Genomic DNA, 19,764 nt, shown 5'->3' on the forward strand with positions numbered 1-19,764 from the left:
CTCACGCCTCCTTTACGTCGACGGGGGCGGCGGGCGCGACGGTGCGGCGCGAGCCGCGCAGCGGGGGCTTGGCGCCCAGTCGCTGCGGGTCGAGCCCGGACCACGGGTGCCCGCTGGAGAAGAACTTCGTACGGGCCAGCAGCGTCATGATCGGCTTGGTGAAGAGGAACACCACGACCACGTCGAGCAGGGTGGTCAGACCCAGTGTGAAGGCGAAGCCCTGCACCTTGCCGACGGTGACGATGAAGAGCACCGCGGCCGCCAGGAACGACACGAAGTCGGAGACCAGGATGGTGCGCCGGGCACGCGGCCAGGCGCGCTCGACGGCCGGACGCAGGGTGCGGCCCTCGCGGATCTCGTCCCGGATGCGTTCGAAGTACACGATGAACGAGTCCGCCGTGATACCGATCGCCACGATCGCGCCGCAGACGGCGGGCAGGTTCAGCGCGAAGCCGATGCCCTTTCCGAGCAGCGACATGATCGTGTAGGTCAGGATCGCGGAGACCAGGAGGCTGACGATCGCGATGAAGGCCAGACCGCGGTAGTACACCAGCAGGTAGATCACGACGAGGACCAGGCCGATGCCGCCGGCGATGAGGCCGGCCTTCAGCTGCTCCCCGCCGAGCGCGGCGGTGACGGTGGTGACGCTGTCCTCGCTGAAGGAGAGCGGCAGGGCGCCGTAGGACAGCATGTTGCCCAGGTCCTGGGCGCTCTCCTGGGTGAAGCCGCCGGAGATCTCGGCGTTGCCGCCGGTCAGTGCCTGGCTGACGGAGGGGTCGGAGATGACCTCGCCGTCGAGGACGATCGCGAACTGGTTCTGCGGGGACTGCTTGGTGGCCAGCTCGCCGGTGATCTTGGCGAACTTGTCGGCGCCCTTGTCGGTGAACTGCATCTGGACGATCCAGCCGCCGCGCTGCTGGTCGATGACGCCCTTGGCGTCCTTCACGTCCTGGCCGTTGACCTGGGCCGGACCGAGGACCCACTTGCCCCAGGCGTCGCCGCGCTTGCCGCAGGCGAGCATCGGCTCCTCGGGCTTGGCGCCCTTGCCGGCGGCGGCGCGCTGCTCGTCGTTGGTGCAGTCCAGCGCGGCGAACTTCGCCTGCAGGTCGGCGACGGCGGCGTCCTCGCCCGAAGGGGTCGGGGTGGCGCCGGGGGCCGCGCTCGTGCCCGGGCTCGGCGAACCGGAGGGGGCCTTGTTGTCGTCTGCCTTCTTCGACTCACCCGTGGAGGGGGTGGGAGAGGGGGCGCTGGGGGCCTTGAGGGCCTCGCTGAGCGCACGGCCCTGGGAAGTGGCGCTGGACGACGGGGTGGCCGGGGCGGACGGCTTGCCGTTGCCTTCGGCCTTCGGCGGGGCGGAACCGCTCGCGGAGGGGCTCGGGGACCCGCTCGGGGTCGTCTCGGGGGCGATCGGGGCCCCGTCGGCGAAGGCGAGCACGGGGCGGAAGTAGAGCTGGGCGGTGGTACCGACCTGCTCGCGCGCCTGCTGCTCGTTCGTCCCCTTGGGGATGTTCACGATGATGTGGTCGCGGCCCTGGACCTGGACCTCGGCCTCCGAGACGCCGAGACCGTTGACGCGGCGGTCGATGATGCCGACCGCCGTGTTCATGTTGGTCTCGTTGACCGCGTCCGGCTTGCCGGGCTCGCTCTTGGCCTTGAGCGTGATGCTCGTACCGCCCGCGAGGTCGATGCCCAGGCGGGGGGTCGTCTGCTTCGTGAGGAACATCCCCGCGGTGAGCGCCACCATCGCGATCAGGATGATGGCCAGGGCGCGCCCCGGCCTCCCCTGAGCCCCCGTGGGCCGCCGGCCCTTCTTCGGTGCTGCCACCTTGTCGTTTCTCCCTGTCCAACCGTCCCGCGCCGGGTCAGCGCGCGGACGGCCACGAAATGTGTGGTGGGGACCCCTGCCCCCCGCAGAAGTTCACTGGCGGGATCCGCGGCGGCCGCCGGTCAGGCGCCACCGCGGTCCCCCGGCCGGCGCTACTTCGCGCCGGCCTCGCCGTCCTTGGGCTCGTCGCCCTTGGGCTCGTCGCCCTTGCCCAGGTCGAGCTTCGGGTTCTCGTCGGCGTCCTTCGACAGATCGGTCTTCGGCCGGTCCGTCTTCGGGGTGTCGGTGAGCGAGGAGGCGTCGTCCGGGACGACCGGCGTGTCGTCGGCAGGAGCGTCGAGGACGCCGTGGACGATGCGGTTGTACTCCTCGTCCTCGAGGACGGCACCGATGGCGTTCTTCGCGTAGATCGCGTGGACGCCGGGGGCCACTTCGAGGGTCACCGTGTCCTCACCGATCTCCTTCACCGTGGCGTACATGCCGCCGATGGTGCGGACGCCGGTGCCGGGCGTCATGTCGTTGCGCATCTGCGCGGCCGCCTGCTGCTTCTTCTTGGCGGAGCGGGTCATCAGGAACATCGCCCCGATGAGCACGATGAACGGGAGGAGTGTCACGAGATTCACGGGACGGAGATCCTTCGCACGACCGCACGGGAGACGGCCTTTTTCTACGGGGGTGGGCACGCCGACCCGAAGGGTCGGCATCGGCGGAGTCTAGGCGAGTCCGCACCGATGGAACAACGCCCAGCATGGCACCGCAGTTCCTGACCGGTCGAACCTCCGCGCCGTCAGGCCCCGAACAAGCCTTGTTGTCCGCTTGATCCACTCGCGCCGTGCTGCGGCGGGACGAGCCCCAGGTGGGCCCATGCGGCGGGGGTCGCGACCCGCCCGCGCGGGGTGCGGGCCAGCAGGCCCTCCCTGACCAGGAACGGCTCGGCCACCTCCTCGACGGTCTCCCGCTCCTCGCCGACGGCCACCGCGAGGGTGGACAGCCCGACCGGTCCGCCGCCGAAGAGCTTGAGCAGGGCCTCCAGCACGGCCCGGTCCAGCCGGTCGAGGCCGCGCTCGTCCACCTCGTAGACCTTGAGGGCGGTACCGGCCACCTCGCGGTTGATCACCCCGTCGGCCCTGACCTGGGCGTAGTCCCGGACGCGGCGCAGGAGCCGGTTGGCGATGCGGGGGGTGCCCCGGGAACGCCCGGCGATCTCGGCGGCTCCGGCAGTGTCGATCTCCACGTCGAGGAGGCGGGCGGAGCGGTGAATGACTCGTTCCAGCTCTTCGGGGGCGTAGAACTCCATGTGGCCCGTGAAGCCGAAGCGGTCCCGCAGGGGCGGGGGCAGCAGTCCGGCGCGGGTGGTGGCCCCGACGAGGGTGAAGGGCGGCAGTTCGAGGGGGATGGCGGTGGCTCCGGGCCCCTTGCCGACGATGACGTCGACGCGGAAGTCCTCCATGGCCATGTACAGCATCTCCTCGGCGGGCCGGGACATGCGGTGGATCTCGTCCAGGAAGAGGACCTCGCCCTCCTGGAGGGAGGAGAGGATCGCGGCGAGGTCGCCGGCGTGCTGGATGGCCGGGCCGGAGGTGATCCGGATCGGCGCGCCCATCTCGGCGGCGATGATCATGGAGAGGGTGGTCTTGCCGAGCCCGGGCGCACCGGAGAGCAGGACGTGGTCGGCGGTGGCTCCGCGCTGGCGGGCCGCCTTGAGGACGAGGTCCAGCTGCTGGCGGACCTTCTCCTGGCCGACGAACTCACCGAGGTCCTTGGGGCGCAGGGCCGCCTCGACGGCGGTGTCCTCCCCGTCCGCGGCGGCGGCGACGATGCGTGCCTCGTCCTCGGCGGTGGTCTCGTCGTCCCAGTTCACGGTGTCGGTCTGCCTTCTCGGGGTGCGCGGGTGTCGGTCGTGCGGGGCGGCGGTCAGCGGGCGCGGTTGAGGGTCTGGAGGGCGGCGCGGAGCAGCTGCGGGACGGGCGCGGAGCCGCCCGCGGCGATGGCCGCCTCGGCCTGCGGGGTCACCGCGGAGACCGCCTCGTCGGCTTCGCGGGAGGCGTAGCCGAGGCCGATCAGGGCGGCCTGGAGCTGCTCGGTCCACGGGGCGGGGCCGGTGGCGACGGCCCGCTGGGCGCCGACCAGGCCGCTCGCCCCCAGGGGGGCGCCGAGCTTGTCCTTGAGCTCCAGCAGGAGCTTCTGGGCGCCCTTCTTCCCGATGCCGGGTACGGCCGTCAGGGCCTTCTCGTCACCCGTGGAGACGGCGAGGCGCAGCGCGTCGGGGCTGTGCACGCCGAGCATCGCCTGCGCCAGCCGGGGGCCGACGCCGCTGGCGGTCTGGAGCAGTTCGAAGACCTGCCGCTCGTCGTCGTCGGCGAAGCCGTACAGGGTCAGCGAGTCCTCCCGGACGACAAGGGAGGTGGCCAGCCGGGCCTGCTCGCCGGTGCGCAGGCCGGCGATGGTGTTCGGCGTGCACTGCACGGCCATGCCCACTCCCCCGACCTCGATGACGGCCAGGGTGGGGGCGAGGGCGGCGACGGGGCCGCTGACGAAGGCGATCATCGGGTACGGCCTTTCGAGGCGTGCAGGGCGACCGCCTGCTGGAGGCGGTTCTGGGCGGGGGCCCGCCAGATGTGGCAGATGGCGAGGGCGAGGGCGTCGGCGGCGTCCGCCGGTTTCGGCGGTTCGGCCAGCCGGAGCAGGCGGGTCACCATGGCTCCGACCTGTGCTTTGTCGGCCCGGCCGGTGCCGGTGACGGCGGCCTTGACCTCGCTCGGTGTGTGCAGGGCGACCGGTATGCCGCGCCGGGCGGCGCACAGCATGGCGACGGCGCTGGCCTGGGCGGTGCCCATCACGGTGCTGACGTTGTGCTGGCTGAAGACCCGCTCCACGGCGACGACCTCGGGCCGGTGCGCGTCGAGCCATTCCTCGATGCCCCGCTCGATGGCGACGAGCCGGTGCCCGAGCTCGGCGTCGGCGGGCGTCCGTACGACGCCGACGCCGAGCATGGTCAGGGGCCGGCCGGCGACGCCCTCGACCACGCCGACGCCGCACCGGGTCAGCCCCGGGTCCACGCCGAGTACTCGCACCGCGCCCCCTCCCTCGCTCACCTGTCCGCGTCCGTGCAGGCTATAGGGCACCACTGACAAAGCGACGGGCCGACGGGGTGTGTCCCGTCGGCCCGTCCGAAGCGGCTGCCCCCGCCGGGGGCGGCCTACGCGTCGACCTTCTCCATGACCTCGTCCGAGACGTCGAAGTTGGCGAAGACGTTCTGCACGTCGTCGCTGTCCTCCAGCGCGTCGATCAGCTTGAAGATCTTGCGCGCGCCCTCTTCGTCCAGCTCGACCTGCATGGTCGGCAGGAAGTTGGAGTCGGCCGAGTCGTAGTCGATCCCGGCGTCCTGGAGGGCCGTGCGGACCGCGACCATGTCGGTGGCCTCGCTGATGATCTCGAAGCTCTCGCCGAGGTCGTTGACCTCTTCGGCGCCGGCCTCCAGCACCGCACCGAGGACGTCGTCCTCGGAGAGTTCGCCCTTGGGCAGCAGGACGACGCCCTTGCGGTTGAACAGGTACGAGACCGAGCCCGGGTCGGCCATCGAGCCGCCGTTGCGGGTCATGGCGACGCGCACGTCGGACGCGGCGCGGTTGCGGTTGTCGGTGAGGCACTCGATGAGCACCGCGACGCCGTTCGGGCCGTAGCCCTCGTACATGATCGTCTCGTAGTCGGCGCCGCCGGCCTCAAGGCCGCCGCCGCGCTTGACCGCGGAGTCGATGTTCTTGTTCGGGACCGAGCTCTTCTTGGCCTTCTGGATGGCGTCGAAGAGGGTCGGGTTGCCGTCGATGTCGGCACCGCCCATACGGGCCGCGACCTCGATGTTCTTGATCAGCTTCGCGAAGAGCTTGCCGCGCTTGGCGTCAACCACGGCCTTCTTGTGCTTCGTCGTAGCCCATTTAGAGTGGCCGGACATCTGCCTGTCTCCTTCGCGTCACCAACAATGTTCGCCTCAGATCCTACCGGGACGCCGTTACAGCCCGGCGCGCACCATGTCGACGAAGTACGCGTGAACGCGATCGTCGCCGGTCAGTTCGGGGTGGAACGAGGTGGCGAGGACGTTGCCCTGGCGGACGGCCACGGTGTGGCCGTCGTACGTGGCGAGCACCTCGGCGGCGCCGCCGACGGACTCGACCCAGGGGGCCCTGATGAAGACGCCCTCGACGGGGCCGCCCGCTATGCCGGCGAACTCGACCTTCGCCTCGAAGGACTCGTTCTGACGGCCGAAGGCGTTGCGGCGGACGATCATGTCGATGCCGCCGAGGGTCTCCTGGTCGTCACGGCCGTCCAGCAGCTTGTCGGCGAGCATGATCATGCCGGCGCAGGTGCCGTACACGGGCATGCCGGCGCGCACGCGCTCGCGCAGCGGCTCCAGCATGCCGAACAGCACGGCGAGCTTCGACATGGTCGTGGACTCGCCGCCGGGGATCACCAGGGCGTCGACCTCGGCGAGCTCCTCGGGACGCCGGACCGGCCTGGCCACGGCGTCCGCCGCAGCCAGGGCGATCAGGTGCTCCCGTACGTCGCCCTGGAGTGCCAGGACACCGATCACGGGGGTGTTCGTCATGTCGGGACTACCAGCCGCGGTTGGCGTAGCGCTCGGCCTCGGGGAGGGTGTCGCAGTTGATGCCGACCATGGCCTCGCCCAGGTTGCGGGAGGCGTCCGCGATGATCTTCGGGTCGTCGTAGAAGGTGGTGGCCTTCACGATGGCGGCGGCGCGCTTGGCCGGGTCGCCGGACTTGAAGATGCCGGAGCCGACGAAGACGCCCTCGGCGCCGAGCTGGCGCATCAGGGCGGCGTCGGCCGGGGTGGCGACGCCACCGGCGGAGAACAGGACGACCGGGAGCTTGCCGAGCTCGGCGACCTCCTTGACGAGCTCGTACGGCGCGCGCAGCTCCTTGGCGGCGGCGAACAGCTCGTTGTTGTCGTAGCCGCGCAGGCGGGCGATCTCGTTCTTGATCTGGCGCAGGTGACGGACGGCCTCGACGACGTTGCCGGTGCCGGCCTCGCCCTTCGAGCGGATCATGGCCGCGCCCTCGGCGATGCGGCGCAGGGCCTCGCCGAGGTTGGTGGCGCCACAGACGAAGGGGGTGGTGAACGCCCACTTGTCGGAGTGGTTGACCTCGTCGGCCGGGGTCAGGACCTCGGACTCGTCGATGTAGTCGACGCCGAGGGACTGGAGCACCTGGGCCTCGACGAAGTGGCCGATGCGGGACTTGGCCATGACCGGGATCGAGACGGCCTCGATGATCTCTTCGATCATGTTGGGGTCGGACATGCGGGCCACGCCGCCGTCCTTGCGGATGTCCGCGGGGACCCGCTCCAGGGCCATGACGGCCACGGCGCCGGCGTCCTCGGCGATCTTCGCCTGCTCGGCGTTGACCACATCCATGATCACGCCGCCCTTGAGCTGCTCGGCCATGCCGCGCTTGACGCGGGAGGTGCCGATGGCCGACTCAGCGGACTGGGGGGAGGTGGGAAGCGTGCTCACGGGTTGACCTCACTCGAAAGGAAGACGGGTACTACTCGGCTGAGAAAACCCCACCGACCAGTCCACTGCAAGGGCCAATGTGGAGCCGGTGGCTTCTTCATTTGTCCCCCGCGGCTCTAGGAAGTGCCGTCGCCCGCTCTACGCGGGCCGGTCCGCGAGGTCCGCCGGAGGCTCGTCGTCCATTTCGAAGGCGAGCGGGAACGGCGCGTGTCCGGCCAGCCGGAACCACCGGACCTTGCGGTGCCGCCGCAGCGCGCGGGCGGCCCGTACGGCGTCGTTGAGGAACCGCCGCGCCATCGGCACCCGGCGCACTGCCGCCGCCAGCTCCTCGGCGGCCGCCTCTCCGCCCGGGGCCGCCTTCAGCACCTCGACCTGGTCGGCGTCGGCGAACACCGCGCGCAGCGCCTGGCTGAGCTCGCTCTCGGCGACCTCGCGGTGTTCCTCCTCGGCCTGCCGGGCGGCGTGCGCGGCCTCGTACAGGACGAGGGAGGAGGCCGGGTCCAGGGCCCCGGACGTCGCCACCTCCACGACCACCGAGGCCCGTCGCACGAGCTGCGCGTCGAGGGCGGCGCGGGCGGCGTCCATCCGCGTGTGCAGCCGGTCCAGCCGCCCGGCGGTCCAGCTGAGGTAGACCCCGACGGCGCCCAGCGCCACGGCGATCCAGACAAGGTTTTCGATCACGGGCCGCGACACTACCCTTCCGGCCGCACCCCCCGCTCACCCCTGCCCGGCCGGGGCCGAGTCACCACGGCACTAGGCTGCGCAGCCGGTGTCCACTGGGGAGGGAACGGGATGAGGATCGGCCCACGGGCGCGGGAGCCGCTGGCCGGCGTGCTGCTGCTGGTCTGCGCCGCCTGCGTCGCCGTCAAGGCGACGAGCGGGATCGACGGCGGTCCGGCCCTGACGATGGGGGCCGGCGAGAACCACGGGCTGCTGCTCGGCTGGCTGGCGCTGGGCGCGCTCGCCGGAGCCGTCCGGCTCGGGCTGCGCGCGAAGGGCCGGCTCCGCGCGGGCCTCCTGCTCGTCCTCGGCGTCGCGGCGGCGCTGTTCCTGTGCGCCACCCCGCCGTTGCTGATGCTCGGTGGCGGCGGTGAGGAGACGCGGCGCAGCGCGGCGCCCGGACGCGACGACCGGGTCCTGGTCGTCGAGGAGGGTTCGGCCATGATCGACCCGCTCTGGTACGTCTACGTCCACCAGGGCGACTGGCCGTTCGAACGCCGTTGGTCCGTCGGGTACTTCAACGGCGACACCGGGGAGCACGAACTGCGCGACGTGCGCTGGACCGGCCCCGGCCTGATCCGGATGACCACCGCCGACGGCGGGGTCCACGAGGTGGCCGTCGCCCCCGACGGCCGCCCGGACCGCGTGGTCAGCCCGGGCTGACGGCCGGCCGGCCTGGGAACCGGTTCAGGAGGAGTCGCGCGAGAAGCCGAGGCGGGTGCGCAGCGGAACCCGCTCGTCGGCGGCCACCGCGGCCGCGCCGTCGGTGACCGTCTCGTACACGGCGAGGATGTCCGCGCCGACCGTCGACCAGTCGAAGCGGCGTACGTGGGCGGAGCCGCGGGCGCTGAGTTCCGCGCGCCGGGCCGGGTCGCGCAGCAGGGCGGTCGCCGCGGCGGCCAGGGAGGCGGCGTCCTCGTTCGCGAAGAGCTCGCCGGCCGCGCCCTGGTCCAGGACCTGGGCGAAGGCGTCGAGGTCGGAGGCCAGGACGGCCGCGCCCGCGGACAGGGCTTCGACCAGGATGATCCCGAAGCTCTCGCCGCCGGTGTTGGGGGCGACGTAGACGTCCACGCTGCGCAGCAGGCGGGCCTTGTCCTCGTCGGAGACCATGCCGAGGAACTCCACGCGCGAGCGCAGTTCCGCGGGCAGGGAGGCCACGGCCTCCTCTTCGTCGCCGCGGCCCGCGACGAGCAGGCGCACGTCGGGGCAGTCCTCGACGATCTTCGGGAAGGCCGCCATGAGCACGGGCAGTCCCTTGCGGGGCTCGTCGATGCGCCCGATGAAGCCCAGGGTCTGACCGCCCCACTCCGCCTTGGGCTCGGCCTCGGCGAAGAAGTCGACGTCGACCCCGTTCGGGATGACCACCGCGTCGCCGCCCAGGTGCTCCACCAGGGTGCGCCGGGCGTACTCGCTGACCGCGATGCGGGCGCTGATCTTCTCCAGGGCCGGCTGGAGGATCGGGTACGCGGCGATCATCGCCCGCGACCGCGGGTTGGAGGTGTGGAAGGTGGCCACGATCGGCCCCTGGGCCGCCCAGCAGGACAGCAGTCCGAGCGAGGGGGAGGCGGGTTCGTGGATGTGGATCACGTCGAAGACCCCGTCGTGCAGCCAGCGCCGTACGCGCGCCGCCGACAGGAAGCCGAAGTTCAGCCGGGCGACCGACCCGTTGTAGGGCACCGGCACCGCCCGTCCCGCCGAGACCACGTAGGGCGGCAGGGGGGTCTCGTCGTCGGCCGGGGCCAGTACCGACACCTCGTGGCCGCGGCGGATCAGGTGTTCCGCCAGGTCACGGATGTGGAACTGGACGCCGCCCGGGACGTCCCACGAGTACGGGCACACGATGCCGATCTTCACTACGGGCGCTCCTCCAGGTCGTCCAGCCACAGCCGCTGCAGCATGTGCCAGTCCTGCGGGTGCTCCGCGATGCCCCACGCGAAGGCGTCCGCCACGGCCTGGGTCATCACGGCGGTCTTCTCGATCCGCGTCCCGGTCTCCGGCACCGTCACCTCGGGGTGGATCCGGCCGTACATCTTCGGCGTGTCCCCGTAGTGCAGGGTCGCCGGGAGCAGCACCGCGCCGGTCTGCTGGGCCAGCAGGGCGGGCCCGGCGGGCATGCGGGCGGTGGCCCCGAAGAAGTCGACCTCGACCCCGGAGGCCGACAGGTCCCGGTCCGCGACGAGGCAGACCAGCCCGCCGGAGCGCAGCCGGCGGGCGAGGGTGCCGAAGGCGGCTCCGCCGTTGTGCGGCAGGACCTCCATGCCCAGGCTCTCGCGGTAGGCCACGAAGCGGTCGTAGAGGGTCTCGGGCTTGAGCCGCTCGGCGACGGTGGTGAAGGGAACGCCGATGTGGCCGATGGCCCAGGCTCCGGCGAGGTCCCAGTTGGCCAGGTGCGGCAGGGCCACGACGACCCCGCGCCCGGTGGCGAGGGCCTCGCGCAGCAGGTGCTCGTCCTGGAACTCGACGTCCGTGCCGAAGCGGGAGGGGTCCATGGCGGGCAGCCGGAAGGACTCCATCCAGTACCGCATGTACGAGCGCATGCCGGCCTGCGAGAGCTCCCGCAGCCGCTCGGGCGACGCGTCCGGGACCACGCGGGCCAGATTGGACTCCAGGCGCAGCACGCTCTTGCCCCGGCGCTTCCAGACCACGTCGGCGATCTTGCGGCCGAGGGCCACCGCGGCCGGCTCGGGGAGCTTCTTCACCCCCGCCCAGCCCAGCCCGTAGAGCCCGTCGACCAGCTTGTCCCGCGTCGTGCCCATCAGGCGCCACCGCTCTCGGAGGAGGACGGCGACGCCGGGCCGGCCGCGGCCGCGTCGGCCTCGGCCGCCTCGCGGCGGACGGTGACCACGCGCTGGATCAGCGTGACGAGCGAGCCGACGGCGACAACCCACAGCGCGACCGGCAGCAGGACGCCGATCCACGAGGGCACCCCGAAGGTCTGGAGGCCGGACAGGCCGGCCGCGACCAGGGAGATCACCAGCCGTTCGGCGCGTTCGATGAGCCCGTTCACGGCGACCGGCAGCCCGATCGACTCGCCGCGGGCCTTGGTGTACGAGACCACCTGGCCGCTGGCCAGGCAGAAGATCGCCACCGCGCAGAGGATGTTGTCGTTCCCGGAGCCCGCGTACCAGAGCGCGAGCCCGCCGAAGATCGCCGCGTCCGCCACCCGGTCGAGGGTCGAGTCGAGGAACGCGCCCCACCGGCTGGAGACGCCGGCCTGGCGGGCCATGTTCCCGTCCACCAGGTCGGAGAACACGAAGAGGGTGATCGTGATCGTGCCCCAGAAGAACTCGCCCCGGGGGAAGAAGACCAGCGCTCCGGCCACCACTCCGGCGGTGCCGATGAGGGTGACCGCGTCCGGGCTCACCCCCCGACGGAGGAGAAACGCGGCGAACGGCGTGAGAACACGCGTGAAGAATGCACGCGCGTACTTGTTCAGCATGGCCTTCCCGGAGGGTCGCTGGGCCGCACGGCCACCACGGCCACCGGCTGGCCCATCGTAGCCAGCGCCCGGGGCCCCGATCGCCGCGCACCCACCGGTTCGCTCCGGGCAATCCGCCCGCGGGACCCGGTTCACGCCCGGGGCCGTGGCGGGTACGACGTATGGACGCAGTGTGACGCCGGTGCAAAGCTCGAAGGACCCCGATCATCCTCCTCACCGCGACACCGGGAGGCACGAGCACCATGGGAGCCACATCACACACAGCCGGGGCCGCCGGCAGGGCACTGACGGCCGACCGCCCCGCTTCCGTACGGAACGTCGTGCTGGTCGGCCACAGCGGCGCCGGCAAGACCACGCTCGTCGAGGCCCTGGCCCTGACCTCCGGGGCCGTGAACAGGGCCGGACGGGTCGAGGACGGCACCTCCGTCTCCGACTACGACGAGATCGAGCAGCGGCGCCACCGGTCCGTCCAGCTCTCGCTGGTCCCCGTCGAATGGGCCGGAATCAAGATCAACATCTTGGACACCCCCGGATACGCCGATTTCGTCGGTGAGCTCAGGGCCGGTCTGCGCGCCGCGGACGCGGCCCTCTTCGTCGTCTCCGCCTCCGACGGCATCGACGGCGCCACCCGCATGGTCTGGGACGAGTGCGAGGCCGTCGGCATGCCGCGCGCCATCGTCGTCACCCACTTGGAGGCAGCCCGCGCCGATTACACGCAGATGACCACCGTCTGCGGGGAGATCTTCGGCGCCGAGGACCCGGACGCCGTCATACCGCTCTACCTGCCCCTGCACGGCCCCGCGGGCGCCGACGGCCACGCCCCGGTCACCGGCCTGCTGGGACTGCTCTCCCGGCGCGTCTACGACTACTCCTCGGGCGAGCGCGCCGACCGCGACCCGGACCCGGCGGAGCTCGCCCTCATCGAGTCCGCCCGCTCCCGCCTCATCGAGGGGATCATCGCCGAGAGCGAGGACGAGAGCCTCATGGACCGCTACCTCGGCGGCGAGGACATCGACCTGAAGACCCTGGTCGACGACCTGGAGCGGGCCGTCGCCCGCGGCACCTTCCACCCCGTCCTGATGGCCGCCCCCGCGCCCGACGGCGCCCGCCAGGGCCTGGGGACGGTGGAACTCCTCGAACTGATCACGGGCGGCTTCCCCACCCCCCTGGAACGCGCCCCGCTCACCGTCACCTCCCCCGACGGCTCCCCCCGCCCCGCCGCCACCTGCGATCCCGCCGGACCGCTGCTCGCCGAGGTCGTCAAGACCTCCTCCGACCCGTACGTCGGCCGCGTCTCCCTCGTCCGCGTCTTCTCCGGCACCCTGCGCCCGGAGCAGACCGTGCACGTCAGCGGCCACGGCCTCGCGGACCGCGGCCACGAGGACCACGACCTCGACGAACGCACCGGCACCCTCACCGCCCCCTTCGGCAAGCAGCAGCGCGCCCTCGGCCAGTGCATCGCCGGCGACCTCGCCTGCGTGGCCAAGCTCACCCGCGCCGAGACCGGGGACACCCTCTCCGCCAAGGACTCCCCGCTCCTGATGGAGCCCTGGCAGATGCCCGAGCCGCTGCTCCCCCTCGCCATCGAGGCCCACAGCAAGGCCGACGAGGACAAGCTCTCCCAGGGGCTGGCCCGCCTCGTCGCCGAGGACCCGACCATGCGGCTGGAGCAGAACCCGCACACCCACCAGCTCGTGCTGTGGTGCCTCGGCGAAGCCCACCAGGACGTCGCGCTGGAGCGGCTGCGGAGCCGGTACGGAGTCCAGGTCGACCCCGTCGCGCACAAGGTGAGCCTGCGCGAGACCTTCGGGGCCAAGGCGGCCGGGCGCGGCCGTCACGTCAAGCAGTCCGGCGGCCACGGCCAGTTCGCGATCTGCGAGATCGAGGTCGAACCGCTGCCGCCCGGCAGCGGCATCGAGTTCGTCGACAAGGTCGTCGGCGGATCCGTCCCCCGCCAGTTCATCCCGTCCGTGGAGAAGGGCGTCCGCGCCCAGGCCGCCCGGGGACTGGCGGCCGGCTATCCCCTGGTCGACGTACGGATCGTCCTGCGCGACGGCAAGGCCCACTCCGTGGACTCCTCCGACGCCGCCTTCCAGACCGCGGGCGCCCTCGCCCTGCGCGAGGCCGCCGCCGGCACCCCGATCCACCTCCTGGAGCCCGTCGCGGAACTGGACGTCCTGGTCCCGGACGAGTACGTCGGCCCGGTCATGAGCGACCTCGCGGGCCGCCGGGGCCGCGTCGTCGGCACCGAACAGGCCGGCTCCGGCCGGACCCGGGTGCGCGCCGAGATCCCGGAGATCGAGATCGACCGGTACGCCGTGGAACTGCGCTCGGTGTCGCACGGTACGGGCCGCTTCACGCGGGCGTACGCCCGGCACGAACCGATGCCCGCCCACATCGCGGACAAGGTGCGCGAACAGGCCGAGAAGGGAAGCCAACTGACATAGCGCCAGGGCCGCCGCCCACCCAACCCGCTTGCGGTGGGCGGTATTTCCCTGTCCCATGACCATGGGGCGATGTCCGCCGATAGGCTCTTCGGCGCGACAATGAGCACATCACGGGGCGCGGCGCGCGGCACGGCACGCGGGCCCGGCACGAAGTACGGCACGAAGTACGGCGCGCGGTACGGCACGGCAAAGAGCACAGTGGCACGGCGATGGGGGCAGCGGTGGCGGACGACGGATTCGACTTCAGGCCCGGAGCACAGATTCCTCTGCAGGGGGGCGGCGGCCAGACCGCGGCGACCAACGCGCTCGCCTCCGCCGCGTACCGCGACGGCGGCAAGGACACCAAGCTGTCCTCCATACTCGGGGCCAACAGCGAGCTGCACCCGGCCTCGGTGAAGGACCCGAAGATCTCCCTCTTCGAACCCAGCCTCGGCGAGGCCTTCTGCCGGGCCGTCGAGGCCCGCACCCTCGGCGCCGGCCGCAAGCCCCTCATCCAGTCGTTCGGCGCCGACCCGCAGACCGTCGTCGAGCACTGTCTGGCCGCCTCGCACATCCGCAGGGAACGCGACCGCCGGCTGCGCATGATCATGCTGGTCTGCGGGGTGCTCTTCCTGCCCGGGCTGCTGCTGTGGCTGGGCCTGTTCCAGCTCCGCAAGATGCTGGCCAAGAAGGAGGGCCGGGGGAGCTCCTGGCTGGGGACCGTCCTGCTCGTCGGTGTCGCCGCCTTCGCCGCGGTCCTCGTGTACCGGATCGTCTACCGGCAGCCGGACAGCGGCTTCCTGGAGCTTTACCTGCTCGGCTCCCTCGTCGCCCCCGTCCTCGGCTGGTACCTGGCGCGCCGGATCTGCGAGCGGACCGCCGCCGACCTGCGCTCCCGCTGGGACGGCCTGCTCGGCGGGGGCGGCGTCGCCGCCAAGATCCCCGACGCGGTGCCGGGCAACCCCGACGAGAAGGCCCGTGAGGACCTGCGCCACCAGCTGGCGAAGCTGACCGCCGAGGACCGCAGCAACTCGGTCTTCTACGCCGGCCCCAAGGGCATCCTCGGCATGGGCACCCGCTGGGGCAGCTGGCAGATGGCCGAGGAGCTGACCCCGGCGACCGAGGGCCACGAGATCCACCCCTTCCGCAGCTGGGACGTCATACGCGCGATCGACACCCAGCTCCGCAAGCTGGAGCGCGGCCCGCTGCACACCGGCGGCTTCCCGGCCGCCTCCATCCAGCACTGGATCGTCACCCCCGTCGGGGAGGGCGCGGGCGAGGTCGCCCGGCCGACCGGCGAGTCCGTCGACACCTTCCTGGTCAAGCCGCACGAGATCACCCGGATCTGCAACGAGCAGCAGTTCAGCGCCGGCAACCGGCACTACCTGGGCATCCAGTACCCGCTCTGGGACGGCCAGCTCGTCATCACGATGCTGGTCACCGTGACCGTGCTCTACAAGACCCTGCGCGTCGACGTCACCGCGCACGCCCTCGGCCCGGTCCACGGCCTGTTCACCACCAAGTCCAAGGCCCCGGTGGTGGAGGTCCCGAAGTCGGTGCGCTTCTGGGAGACCGTCGAGCGCCCGCTCCCGCTCGTCGACGCGTCCGAGGTCGTACGCCTGGCCGTGCGCGCCCCCCTGACCTGGTACCCGCCGCTGCTGGAGTACTTCGGCGGCAAGCTGGTCCTGCCCGAGCCGTTCGGCCTGCGGCACGTCTGGGCGGGCTCCATGTGGCGCCACCGCTTCATGGCGGACGACGCCCTGCGCACGGTGGCGCCGGTCCTGCGGTCCGTGCACGCGGCGACCTTCAAGGTGCTGGAGGAGAACGGCGTCGACACCGACCGCTTCACGAACCGCTCCTCGATCATGAGCGGCCTCATCCAGGAGCCGTCCCCGCGCAAGGCCGACGTCTACGACGCGTAGGTACGCTGGAGGAACCCCCGCCGGTGGGCGGGGCGGCCCGGAGGAGGGACCGTGACCGAGCGCAAACCGCCCGGCGTCAGCTTCGAGTCGTTCGTGGACCGGCAGATCCAGGAGGCCGCCGCCCGCGGGGACTTCGAGAAGCTCCCGGGCTGGGGCAAGCCGCTGGCCTCGCTCGACGCGCCGTACGACGAGCTGTGGTGGATCAAGGGCAAGATGCACCGCGAGGGGTTCGCCGCCCTGCCCCCGGCGCTCGCGCTGCGCAAGGAGGCCGAGGACGCCCTGGAGACGGCGCTGGCGGCCCGCTCCGAGCGTCAGGTGCGGGCGGTCCTCACGGAGATCAACGAGAAGATCGCCGCGGCCCTGCGCATGCCCCCGCCGGGCCCGCCCCTGAACCTCACCGAGTACGACGTCGAGGCCGTACTGGCCGACTGGCGGGCCGCCCGTCCTGCCTAGCCGACCGGCCCAGCCGACCGGCCCGGTCCTGTCTAGTCGACCGGCCAGGCGTCCGCGAGCATCTGGCGGGTGTCCGCGAGGAGTTGCGGCAGCACCTTGGTGTGCCCGACGACCGGCATGAAGTTCGTGTCCCCGCCCCAGCGGGGCACGATGTGCTGGTGCAGGTGCGCGGCGATGCCGGCCCCGGCGGCCGCGCCCTGGTTCATGCCGATGTTGAACCCGTGCGCACCGGAAGCCTTGCGCAGCGCGGCCATGGCCCGCTTCGTCAGGTCCGCGAGCTCGGCGGTCTCGGGCCCGTCGAGCTCCGTGTAGTCGGCGACGTGACGGTACGGGACGACCATGAGGTGGCCGCCGTTGTACGGGTAGAGGTTCAGCACGGCGTAGACGTGCTTGCCCCGCGCGACGACCAGCCCGTCCTGGTCGGACATCTCCGGAATCCCGCAGAAGGGACAGCCGTCCCCGGCCTCCGGGCCGGTCGGCTTGTTCTCCCCCTGGATGTAGGCCATCCGGTGGGGCGTCCACAGACGCTGGAACGCGTCCTGCGTGCCCACACCGATCTGCTGCTCCGGCTCAATCGTCATGGGATGCAGCATATGACCTCGCCCGCGCGTACGAGGAAGGCCCCCGGAAAGTGATCACTTTCCGGGGGCCCGCCGTGCCGTGCGGCCCGGGATCAGACCTGGACGCGGTCGGCGACGACCTTGGCCAGCTTGGCCAGCGCCTCGTCCTTGGCGATGCCGTTCTCCTGCGAACCGTCGCGGTAGCGGAAGGAGACGGTGCCCGCGGCCATGTCCTCGTCACCGACGATGATCATGAACGGGACCTTGAGCTTCTGGTGGTTGCGGATCTTCTTCTGCATGCGGTCGGAGGAGGCGTCCACCTCGACCCGCAGACCCTGCTTCTTCGCCGCGGCGGCGAACTCCTGGAGGTACTCGACGTGCCCGTCGCCGATCGGGATGCCGACGGCCTGGACCGGGGCGAGCCACGGCGGCATGGCGCCCGCGTAGTGCTCCAGCAGCACCGCGAAGAACCGCTCGATCGAGCCGAACAGCGCACGGTGGATCATGACCGGCCGCTGGCGCGAGCCGTCCGGGCCGGTGTACTCCAGGTCGAAGCGCTCCGGCAGGTTGAAGTCGAGCTGGACGGTCGACATCTGCCAGGTACGGCCGATGGCGTCCCGCGCCTGCACCGAGATCTTCGGGCCGTAGAAGGCCGCGCCGCCCGGGTCGGGGGTCAGCGGGAGGCCCTGCTTCTCGGCGACCTGCTGGAGGACGGCGGTGGCCTCCTCCCACACCTCGTCCGAGCCGACGAACTTCTCCGGGTCCTTGGTGGACAGCTCCAGGTAGAAGTCGGTCAGGCCGTAGTCGCGCAGCAGGTTCAGCACGAAGGTGAGCGTGCGGTCGAGCTCCTCCGCCATCTGCTCACGGGTGCAGTAGATGTGCGCGTCGTCCTGGGTGAAGCCCCGGGCGCGGGTCAGGCCGTGCACGACGCCCGACTTCTCGTACCGGTACACGGTGCCGAACTCGAAGAGGCGCAGCGGCAGTTCGCGGTAGGAGCGGCCGCGCGCGTCGAAGATCAGGTTGTGCATCGGGCAGTTCATGGGCTTGAGGTAGTAGTCGGTACCACCGTCGAGCTGCATGGGGGGGTACATGCCCTCCGCGTACCAGTCCAGGTGGCCGCTCTTCTCGAAGAGGGCGCCCTTGGTGGCGTGCGGGGAGTAGACGAACTCGTAGCCCTCCTCCTCGTGCCGTCGGCGCGAGTAGTCCTCCATGACCCGGCGGATGATGCCGCCGCGCGGGTGGAAGACGGCGAGGCCGGAGCCGATCTCGTCCGGGATGGAGAAGAGGTCGAGCTCGTTGCCGAGCTTGCGGTGGTCGCGCTTCTCGGCCTCGGCGAGGAAGTCGAGGTGGGCCTTCAGCTCCTCCTTCGAGGGCCAGGCGGTGCCGTAGATGCGCTGGAGCATCGGGTTCTTCTCGCTGCCGCGCCAGTAGGCGGCCGCGTTGCGCATCAGCTTGAACGCCGGGATGTTGCGGGTGGTCGGCAGGTGGGGGCCCCGGCAGAGGTCCTTCCAGCACAGCTCGCCGGTCTTGGCGTCCAGGTTGTCGTAGATGGTCAGCTCGCCGGCGCCCACCTCGACGTTCGCGCCGTCGTCGGTCGACGCGGAGCCCTTGATGCCGATGAGCTCCAGCTTGTACGGCTCGTCGGCGAGCTCCTCGCGGGCCGCCTCGTCGGAGACCACGCGGCGGGCGAACTTCTGCCCGCGCTTCTGGATCTCCTGCATCTTCTTCTCGATGACCTTGAGGTCTTCGGGGGTGAAGGGCTTGGCGACGTCGAAGTCGTAGTAGAAGCCGTCCCGGACCGGCGGGCCGATGCCCAGCTTGGCCTCGGGGAAGAGCTCCTGCACGGCCTGCGCCATGACGTGCGCGGTCGAGTGGCGCAGGATGTTCAGGCCGTCCTCGGAGGAGATCTCCACCGGTTCGACGGTCTCGCCGTCCTTCACCTCGTACGCGAGGTCCTTCAGCTCACCCGCGATGCGCGCGGCGACGATGGTGCGCTCGCCGGCGAAGAGCTCGGCCGCCGTAGTGCCCGTGGCCACCACGCGCTCGTCCCGCTCGGAATCGCGTTGGATGATCACACGGACGTCTGACACCGGTCTCTCCTGACTCAGGGGGTGCGCGAGCGATCACTGCGCTCGTGAATCGTACCGAGCCGAGGGGCCGCGCCGCGAAACGGTTACCGGGCGGGGCGCATCCCCGGGCCCCGGCCCGCCCGGGCCCGCCGCCCGCATGGGTAGCGTGGGCCCCCGCCCCTTCCGTACCGGCGGCCTTATCCGGCCCTCCCCCGAAGGAATCCCGCATGCCGAGCCCGCCCGTCCGTCCGCTCGTCCGTCCGCTGGACCTGGCCGACGAGGCCACCGCCGCGGCGGTGCACCGGATCGGCCGCGCCTCCTACGCGGTGGAAGCGGCCCTGATCGGCTTCGACGGCATCCCCGCGCTGCGCGAGGACCTCCAGGAGATGCGGGACCGTCCGCTCCGCTGGCTCGGGGCCGTGTCCGGCGGCGGTGAGATCGCGGGCTTCCTCGCCTGGGCCGAGGAGGACGGCGGCGGCATCGGCGTCGACCGGCTGTGCGTGGACCCGGCGTGGTTCCGCCGGGGCGTCGCCTCCCTGCTGATGCGCCACCTCCTCGCGGAGTCCTTCCCGGAGCGCGCCGTCGAGGTGAGCACGGGCGCGGCGAACGCCCCGGCCGTGGCCCTGTACGAGGGCCTCGGCTTCGTCCGGGGCGAGGACTTCTCCCCGGTCCCGGGGCTGCGCATGGCGCACTTCACCCGCCCCGCGCCCACGGGGCGGGAGGAAGCGTCCTAGGGCCTGTCGTCAAACTCCCGTCTGCCCCGCGACGCCTGGCACGCGCTCTCGCCGCACCGGGCGAAAGCCAAGTACGTCCAGTACGCGG

19 protein-coding genes are annotated in these 19,764 nt (G+C 71.7%); 5 read left to right on the forward strand and 14 right to left on the reverse strand.

All coding sequences use genetic code 11. From position 1 onward, the window contains the following. Position 1: 1 nt before the first annotated feature. The 9 genes from secD to ABZZ17_RS29530 form a co-directional block, all read right to left on the reverse strand. Positions 2–1,825 carry a protein translocase subunit SecD gene (gene secD, locus ABZZ17_RS29490; RefSeq protein WP_356880373.1) on the reverse strand — a complete coding sequence of 608 codons (1,824 nt, stop codon included), beginning with the start codon at positions 1,823–1,825 and terminating at the stop codon, positions 2–4. A 152-nt stretch (positions 1,826–1,977) separates the two neighbouring features. Continuing rightward, positions 1,978–2,448 (reverse strand): preprotein translocase subunit YajC, encoded by a 471-nt coding sequence (gene yajC / locus ABZZ17_RS29495; protein WP_356880375.1) that lies wholly within the window; start codon positions 2,446–2,448, stop codon positions 1,978–1,980. A gap of 164 nt (positions 2,449–2,612) precedes the next feature. Then, positions 2,613–3,686 (reverse strand): Holliday junction branch migration DNA helicase RuvB, encoded by a 1,074-nt coding sequence (gene ruvB, locus ABZZ17_RS29500; RefSeq protein ID WP_356880377.1) that lies wholly within the window; start codon positions 3,684–3,686, stop codon positions 2,613–2,615. A gap of 53 nt (positions 3,687–3,739) precedes the next feature. Further along, entirely contained in the window at positions 3,740–4,372 is a 633-nt protein-coding gene (gene ruvA, locus ABZZ17_RS29505; protein WP_356880379.1) for a Holliday junction branch migration protein RuvA, read from the reverse strand. Beyond that, positions 4,369–4,899: a crossover junction endodeoxyribonuclease RuvC gene (gene ruvC, locus ABZZ17_RS29510; RefSeq protein ID WP_356880381.1), complete on the reverse strand. Its 531-nt coding sequence runs from the start codon at positions 4,897–4,899 to the stop codon at positions 4,369–4,371. Before ruvC ends, ruvA begins: the two co-directional genes overlap by 4 nt. Before the next feature lie 125 nt (positions 4,900–5,024). Further along, entirely contained in the window at positions 5,025–5,777 is a 753-nt protein-coding gene (locus ABZZ17_RS29515) for a YebC/PmpR family DNA-binding transcriptional regulator (protein WP_356880383.1), read from the reverse strand. Between the two features lie 57 nt (positions 5,778–5,834). Then, on the reverse strand, positions 5,835–6,428 hold the full coding sequence (gene pdxT / locus ABZZ17_RS29520; RefSeq protein ID WP_356880385.1) for a pyridoxal 5'-phosphate synthase glutaminase subunit PdxT: 594 nt from the start codon (positions 6,426–6,428) through the stop codon (positions 5,835–5,837). 7 nt (positions 6,429–6,435) lie between these two features. Continuing rightward, entirely contained in the window at positions 6,436–7,353 is a 918-nt protein-coding gene (pdxS, locus tag ABZZ17_RS29525) for a pyridoxal 5'-phosphate synthase lyase subunit PdxS (RefSeq protein ID WP_030706266.1), read from the reverse strand. A gap of 138 nt (positions 7,354–7,491) precedes the next feature. Further along, positions 7,492–8,034, reverse strand: coding sequence for a hypothetical protein (locus ABZZ17_RS29530; protein WP_356880387.1), 543 nt, complete (start codon positions 8,032–8,034; stop codon positions 7,492–7,494). A 111-nt stretch (positions 8,035–8,145) separates the two neighbouring features. Here ABZZ17_RS29530 and ABZZ17_RS29535 point away from each other — a divergent pair, with 111 nt between their 5' ends. Beyond that, positions 8,146–8,736, forward strand: a complete 591-nt coding sequence (locus ABZZ17_RS29535; protein ID WP_356880389.1) for a hypothetical protein — start codon at positions 8,146–8,148, stop codon at positions 8,734–8,736. A gap of 24 nt (positions 8,737–8,760) precedes the next feature. Here ABZZ17_RS29535 and ABZZ17_RS29540 read toward each other — a convergent pair whose 3' ends face one another. From ABZZ17_RS29540 to pgsA, 3 genes are read right to left on the reverse strand one after another with little or no spacing between them, the layout of a single operon-like run. After that, positions 8,761–9,927 carry a glycosyltransferase family 4 protein gene (locus tag ABZZ17_RS29540; RefSeq protein ID WP_356880391.1) on the reverse strand — a complete coding sequence of 389 codons (1,167 nt, stop codon included), beginning with the start codon at positions 9,925–9,927 and terminating at the stop codon, positions 8,761–8,763. Beyond that, the gene (locus tag ABZZ17_RS29545) at positions 9,927–10,829 is read right to left on the reverse strand and encodes a phosphatidylinositol mannoside acyltransferase (RefSeq protein ID WP_356880393.1); all 903 of its coding nucleotides are present in this window, start codon (positions 10,827–10,829) and stop codon (positions 9,927–9,929) included. The genes ABZZ17_RS29540 and ABZZ17_RS29545 overlap by 1 nt, the downstream gene beginning before the upstream one ends. Beyond that, entirely contained in the window at positions 10,829–11,512 is a 684-nt protein-coding gene (gene pgsA / locus ABZZ17_RS29550) for a phosphatidylinositol phosphate synthase (RefSeq protein WP_356880395.1), read from the reverse strand. The genes ABZZ17_RS29545 and pgsA overlap by 1 nt, the downstream gene beginning before the upstream one ends. Positions 11,513–11,754: 242 nt before the next feature. On the opposite strand from pgsA, the gene ABZZ17_RS29555 reads away from it, so the two are divergent. The 3 genes from ABZZ17_RS29555 (at position 11,755) to ABZZ17_RS29565 (ending at position 16,313) form a co-directional block, all read left to right on the forward strand. Continuing rightward, complete coding sequence (locus ABZZ17_RS29555) at positions 11,755–13,959, forward strand: elongation factor G-like protein EF-G2 (RefSeq protein ID WP_356880397.1); 2,205 nt, start codon at positions 11,755–11,757, stop codon at positions 13,957–13,959. 221 nt (positions 13,960–14,180) lie between these two features. Continuing rightward, positions 14,181–15,860, forward strand: a complete 1,680-nt coding sequence (locus ABZZ17_RS29560) for a hypothetical protein (protein WP_356880399.1) — start codon at positions 14,181–14,183, stop codon at positions 15,858–15,860. 51 nt (positions 15,861–15,911) lie between these two features. Next, a complete protein-coding gene (locus tag ABZZ17_RS29565; RefSeq protein ID WP_356880401.1) occupies positions 15,912–16,313 on the forward strand; it encodes a DUF1992 domain-containing protein in 402 nt (133 codons plus the stop codon). Between the two features lie 32 nt (positions 16,314–16,345). On the opposite strand, the gene ABZZ17_RS29570 is transcribed toward ABZZ17_RS29565, so the two are convergent. Together ABZZ17_RS29570 and thrS are read right to left on the reverse strand one after the other, a co-directional pair. After that, complete coding sequence (locus ABZZ17_RS29570) at positions 16,346–16,906, reverse strand: HIT domain-containing protein (RefSeq protein WP_356880403.1); 561 nt, start codon at positions 16,904–16,906, stop codon at positions 16,346–16,348. An 80-nt stretch (positions 16,907–16,986) separates the two neighbouring features. Next, positions 16,987–18,963 carry a threonine--tRNA ligase gene (thrS, locus tag ABZZ17_RS29575; protein ID WP_356880405.1) on the reverse strand — a complete coding sequence of 659 codons (1,977 nt, stop codon included), beginning with the start codon at positions 18,961–18,963 and terminating at the stop codon, positions 16,987–16,989. A 206-nt stretch (positions 18,964–19,169) separates the two neighbouring features. On the opposite strand from thrS, the gene ABZZ17_RS29580 reads away from it, so the two are divergent. Next, positions 19,170–19,676 carry a GNAT family N-acetyltransferase gene (locus tag ABZZ17_RS29580; RefSeq protein ID WP_356880407.1) on the forward strand — a complete coding sequence of 169 codons (507 nt, stop codon included), beginning with the start codon at positions 19,170–19,172 and terminating at the stop codon, positions 19,674–19,676. Positions 19,677–19,764: the final 88 nt, after the last annotated feature.

Origin of the sequence: Streptomyces sp. NPDC006512 (assembly GCF_040611935.1) — a bacterium.
Classification (GTDB): domain Bacteria; phylum Actinomycetota; class Actinomycetes; order Streptomycetales; family Streptomycetaceae; genus Streptomyces.

What these genes read in the sequence shown, in the direction of transcription:
- ruvA (WP_356880379.1), bottom strand. Translation starts at nt 4,372, where the DNA reads ATGATCGCCTTCGTCAGCGGCCCCGTCGCCGCCCTCGCCCCCACCCTG.
- ABZZ17_RS29515 (WP_356880383.1), bottom strand. Translation starts at nt 5,777, where the DNA reads ATGTCCGGCCACTCTAAATGGGCTACGACGAAGCACAAGAAGGCCGTG.
- pdxT (WP_356880385.1), bottom strand. Translation starts at nt 6,428, where the DNA reads ATGACGAACACCCCCGTGATCGGTGTCCTGGCACTCCAGGGCGACGTA.
- ABZZ17_RS29535 (WP_356880389.1), top strand. Translation starts at nt 8,146, where the DNA reads ATGAGGATCGGCCCACGGGCGCGGGAGCCGCTGGCCGGCGTGCTGCTG.
- ABZZ17_RS29545 (WP_356880393.1), bottom strand. Translation starts at nt 10,829, where the DNA reads ATGGGCACGACGCGGGACAAGCTGGTCGACGGGCTCTACGGGCTGGGC.
- pgsA (WP_356880395.1), bottom strand. Translation starts at nt 11,512, where the DNA reads ATGCTGAACAAGTACGCGCGTGCATTCTTCACGCGTGTTCTCACGCCG.
- ABZZ17_RS29555 (WP_356880397.1), top strand. Translation starts at nt 11,755, where the DNA reads ATGGGAGCCACATCACACACAGCCGGGGCCGCCGGCAGGGCACTGACG.
- ABZZ17_RS29570 (WP_356880403.1), bottom strand. Translation starts at nt 16,906, where the DNA reads ATGCTGCATCCCATGACGATTGAGCCGGAGCAGCAGATCGGTGTGGGC.
- ABZZ17_RS29580 (WP_356880407.1), top strand. Translation starts at nt 19,170, where the DNA reads ATGCCGAGCCCGCCCGTCCGTCCGCTCGTCCGTCCGCTGGACCTGGCC.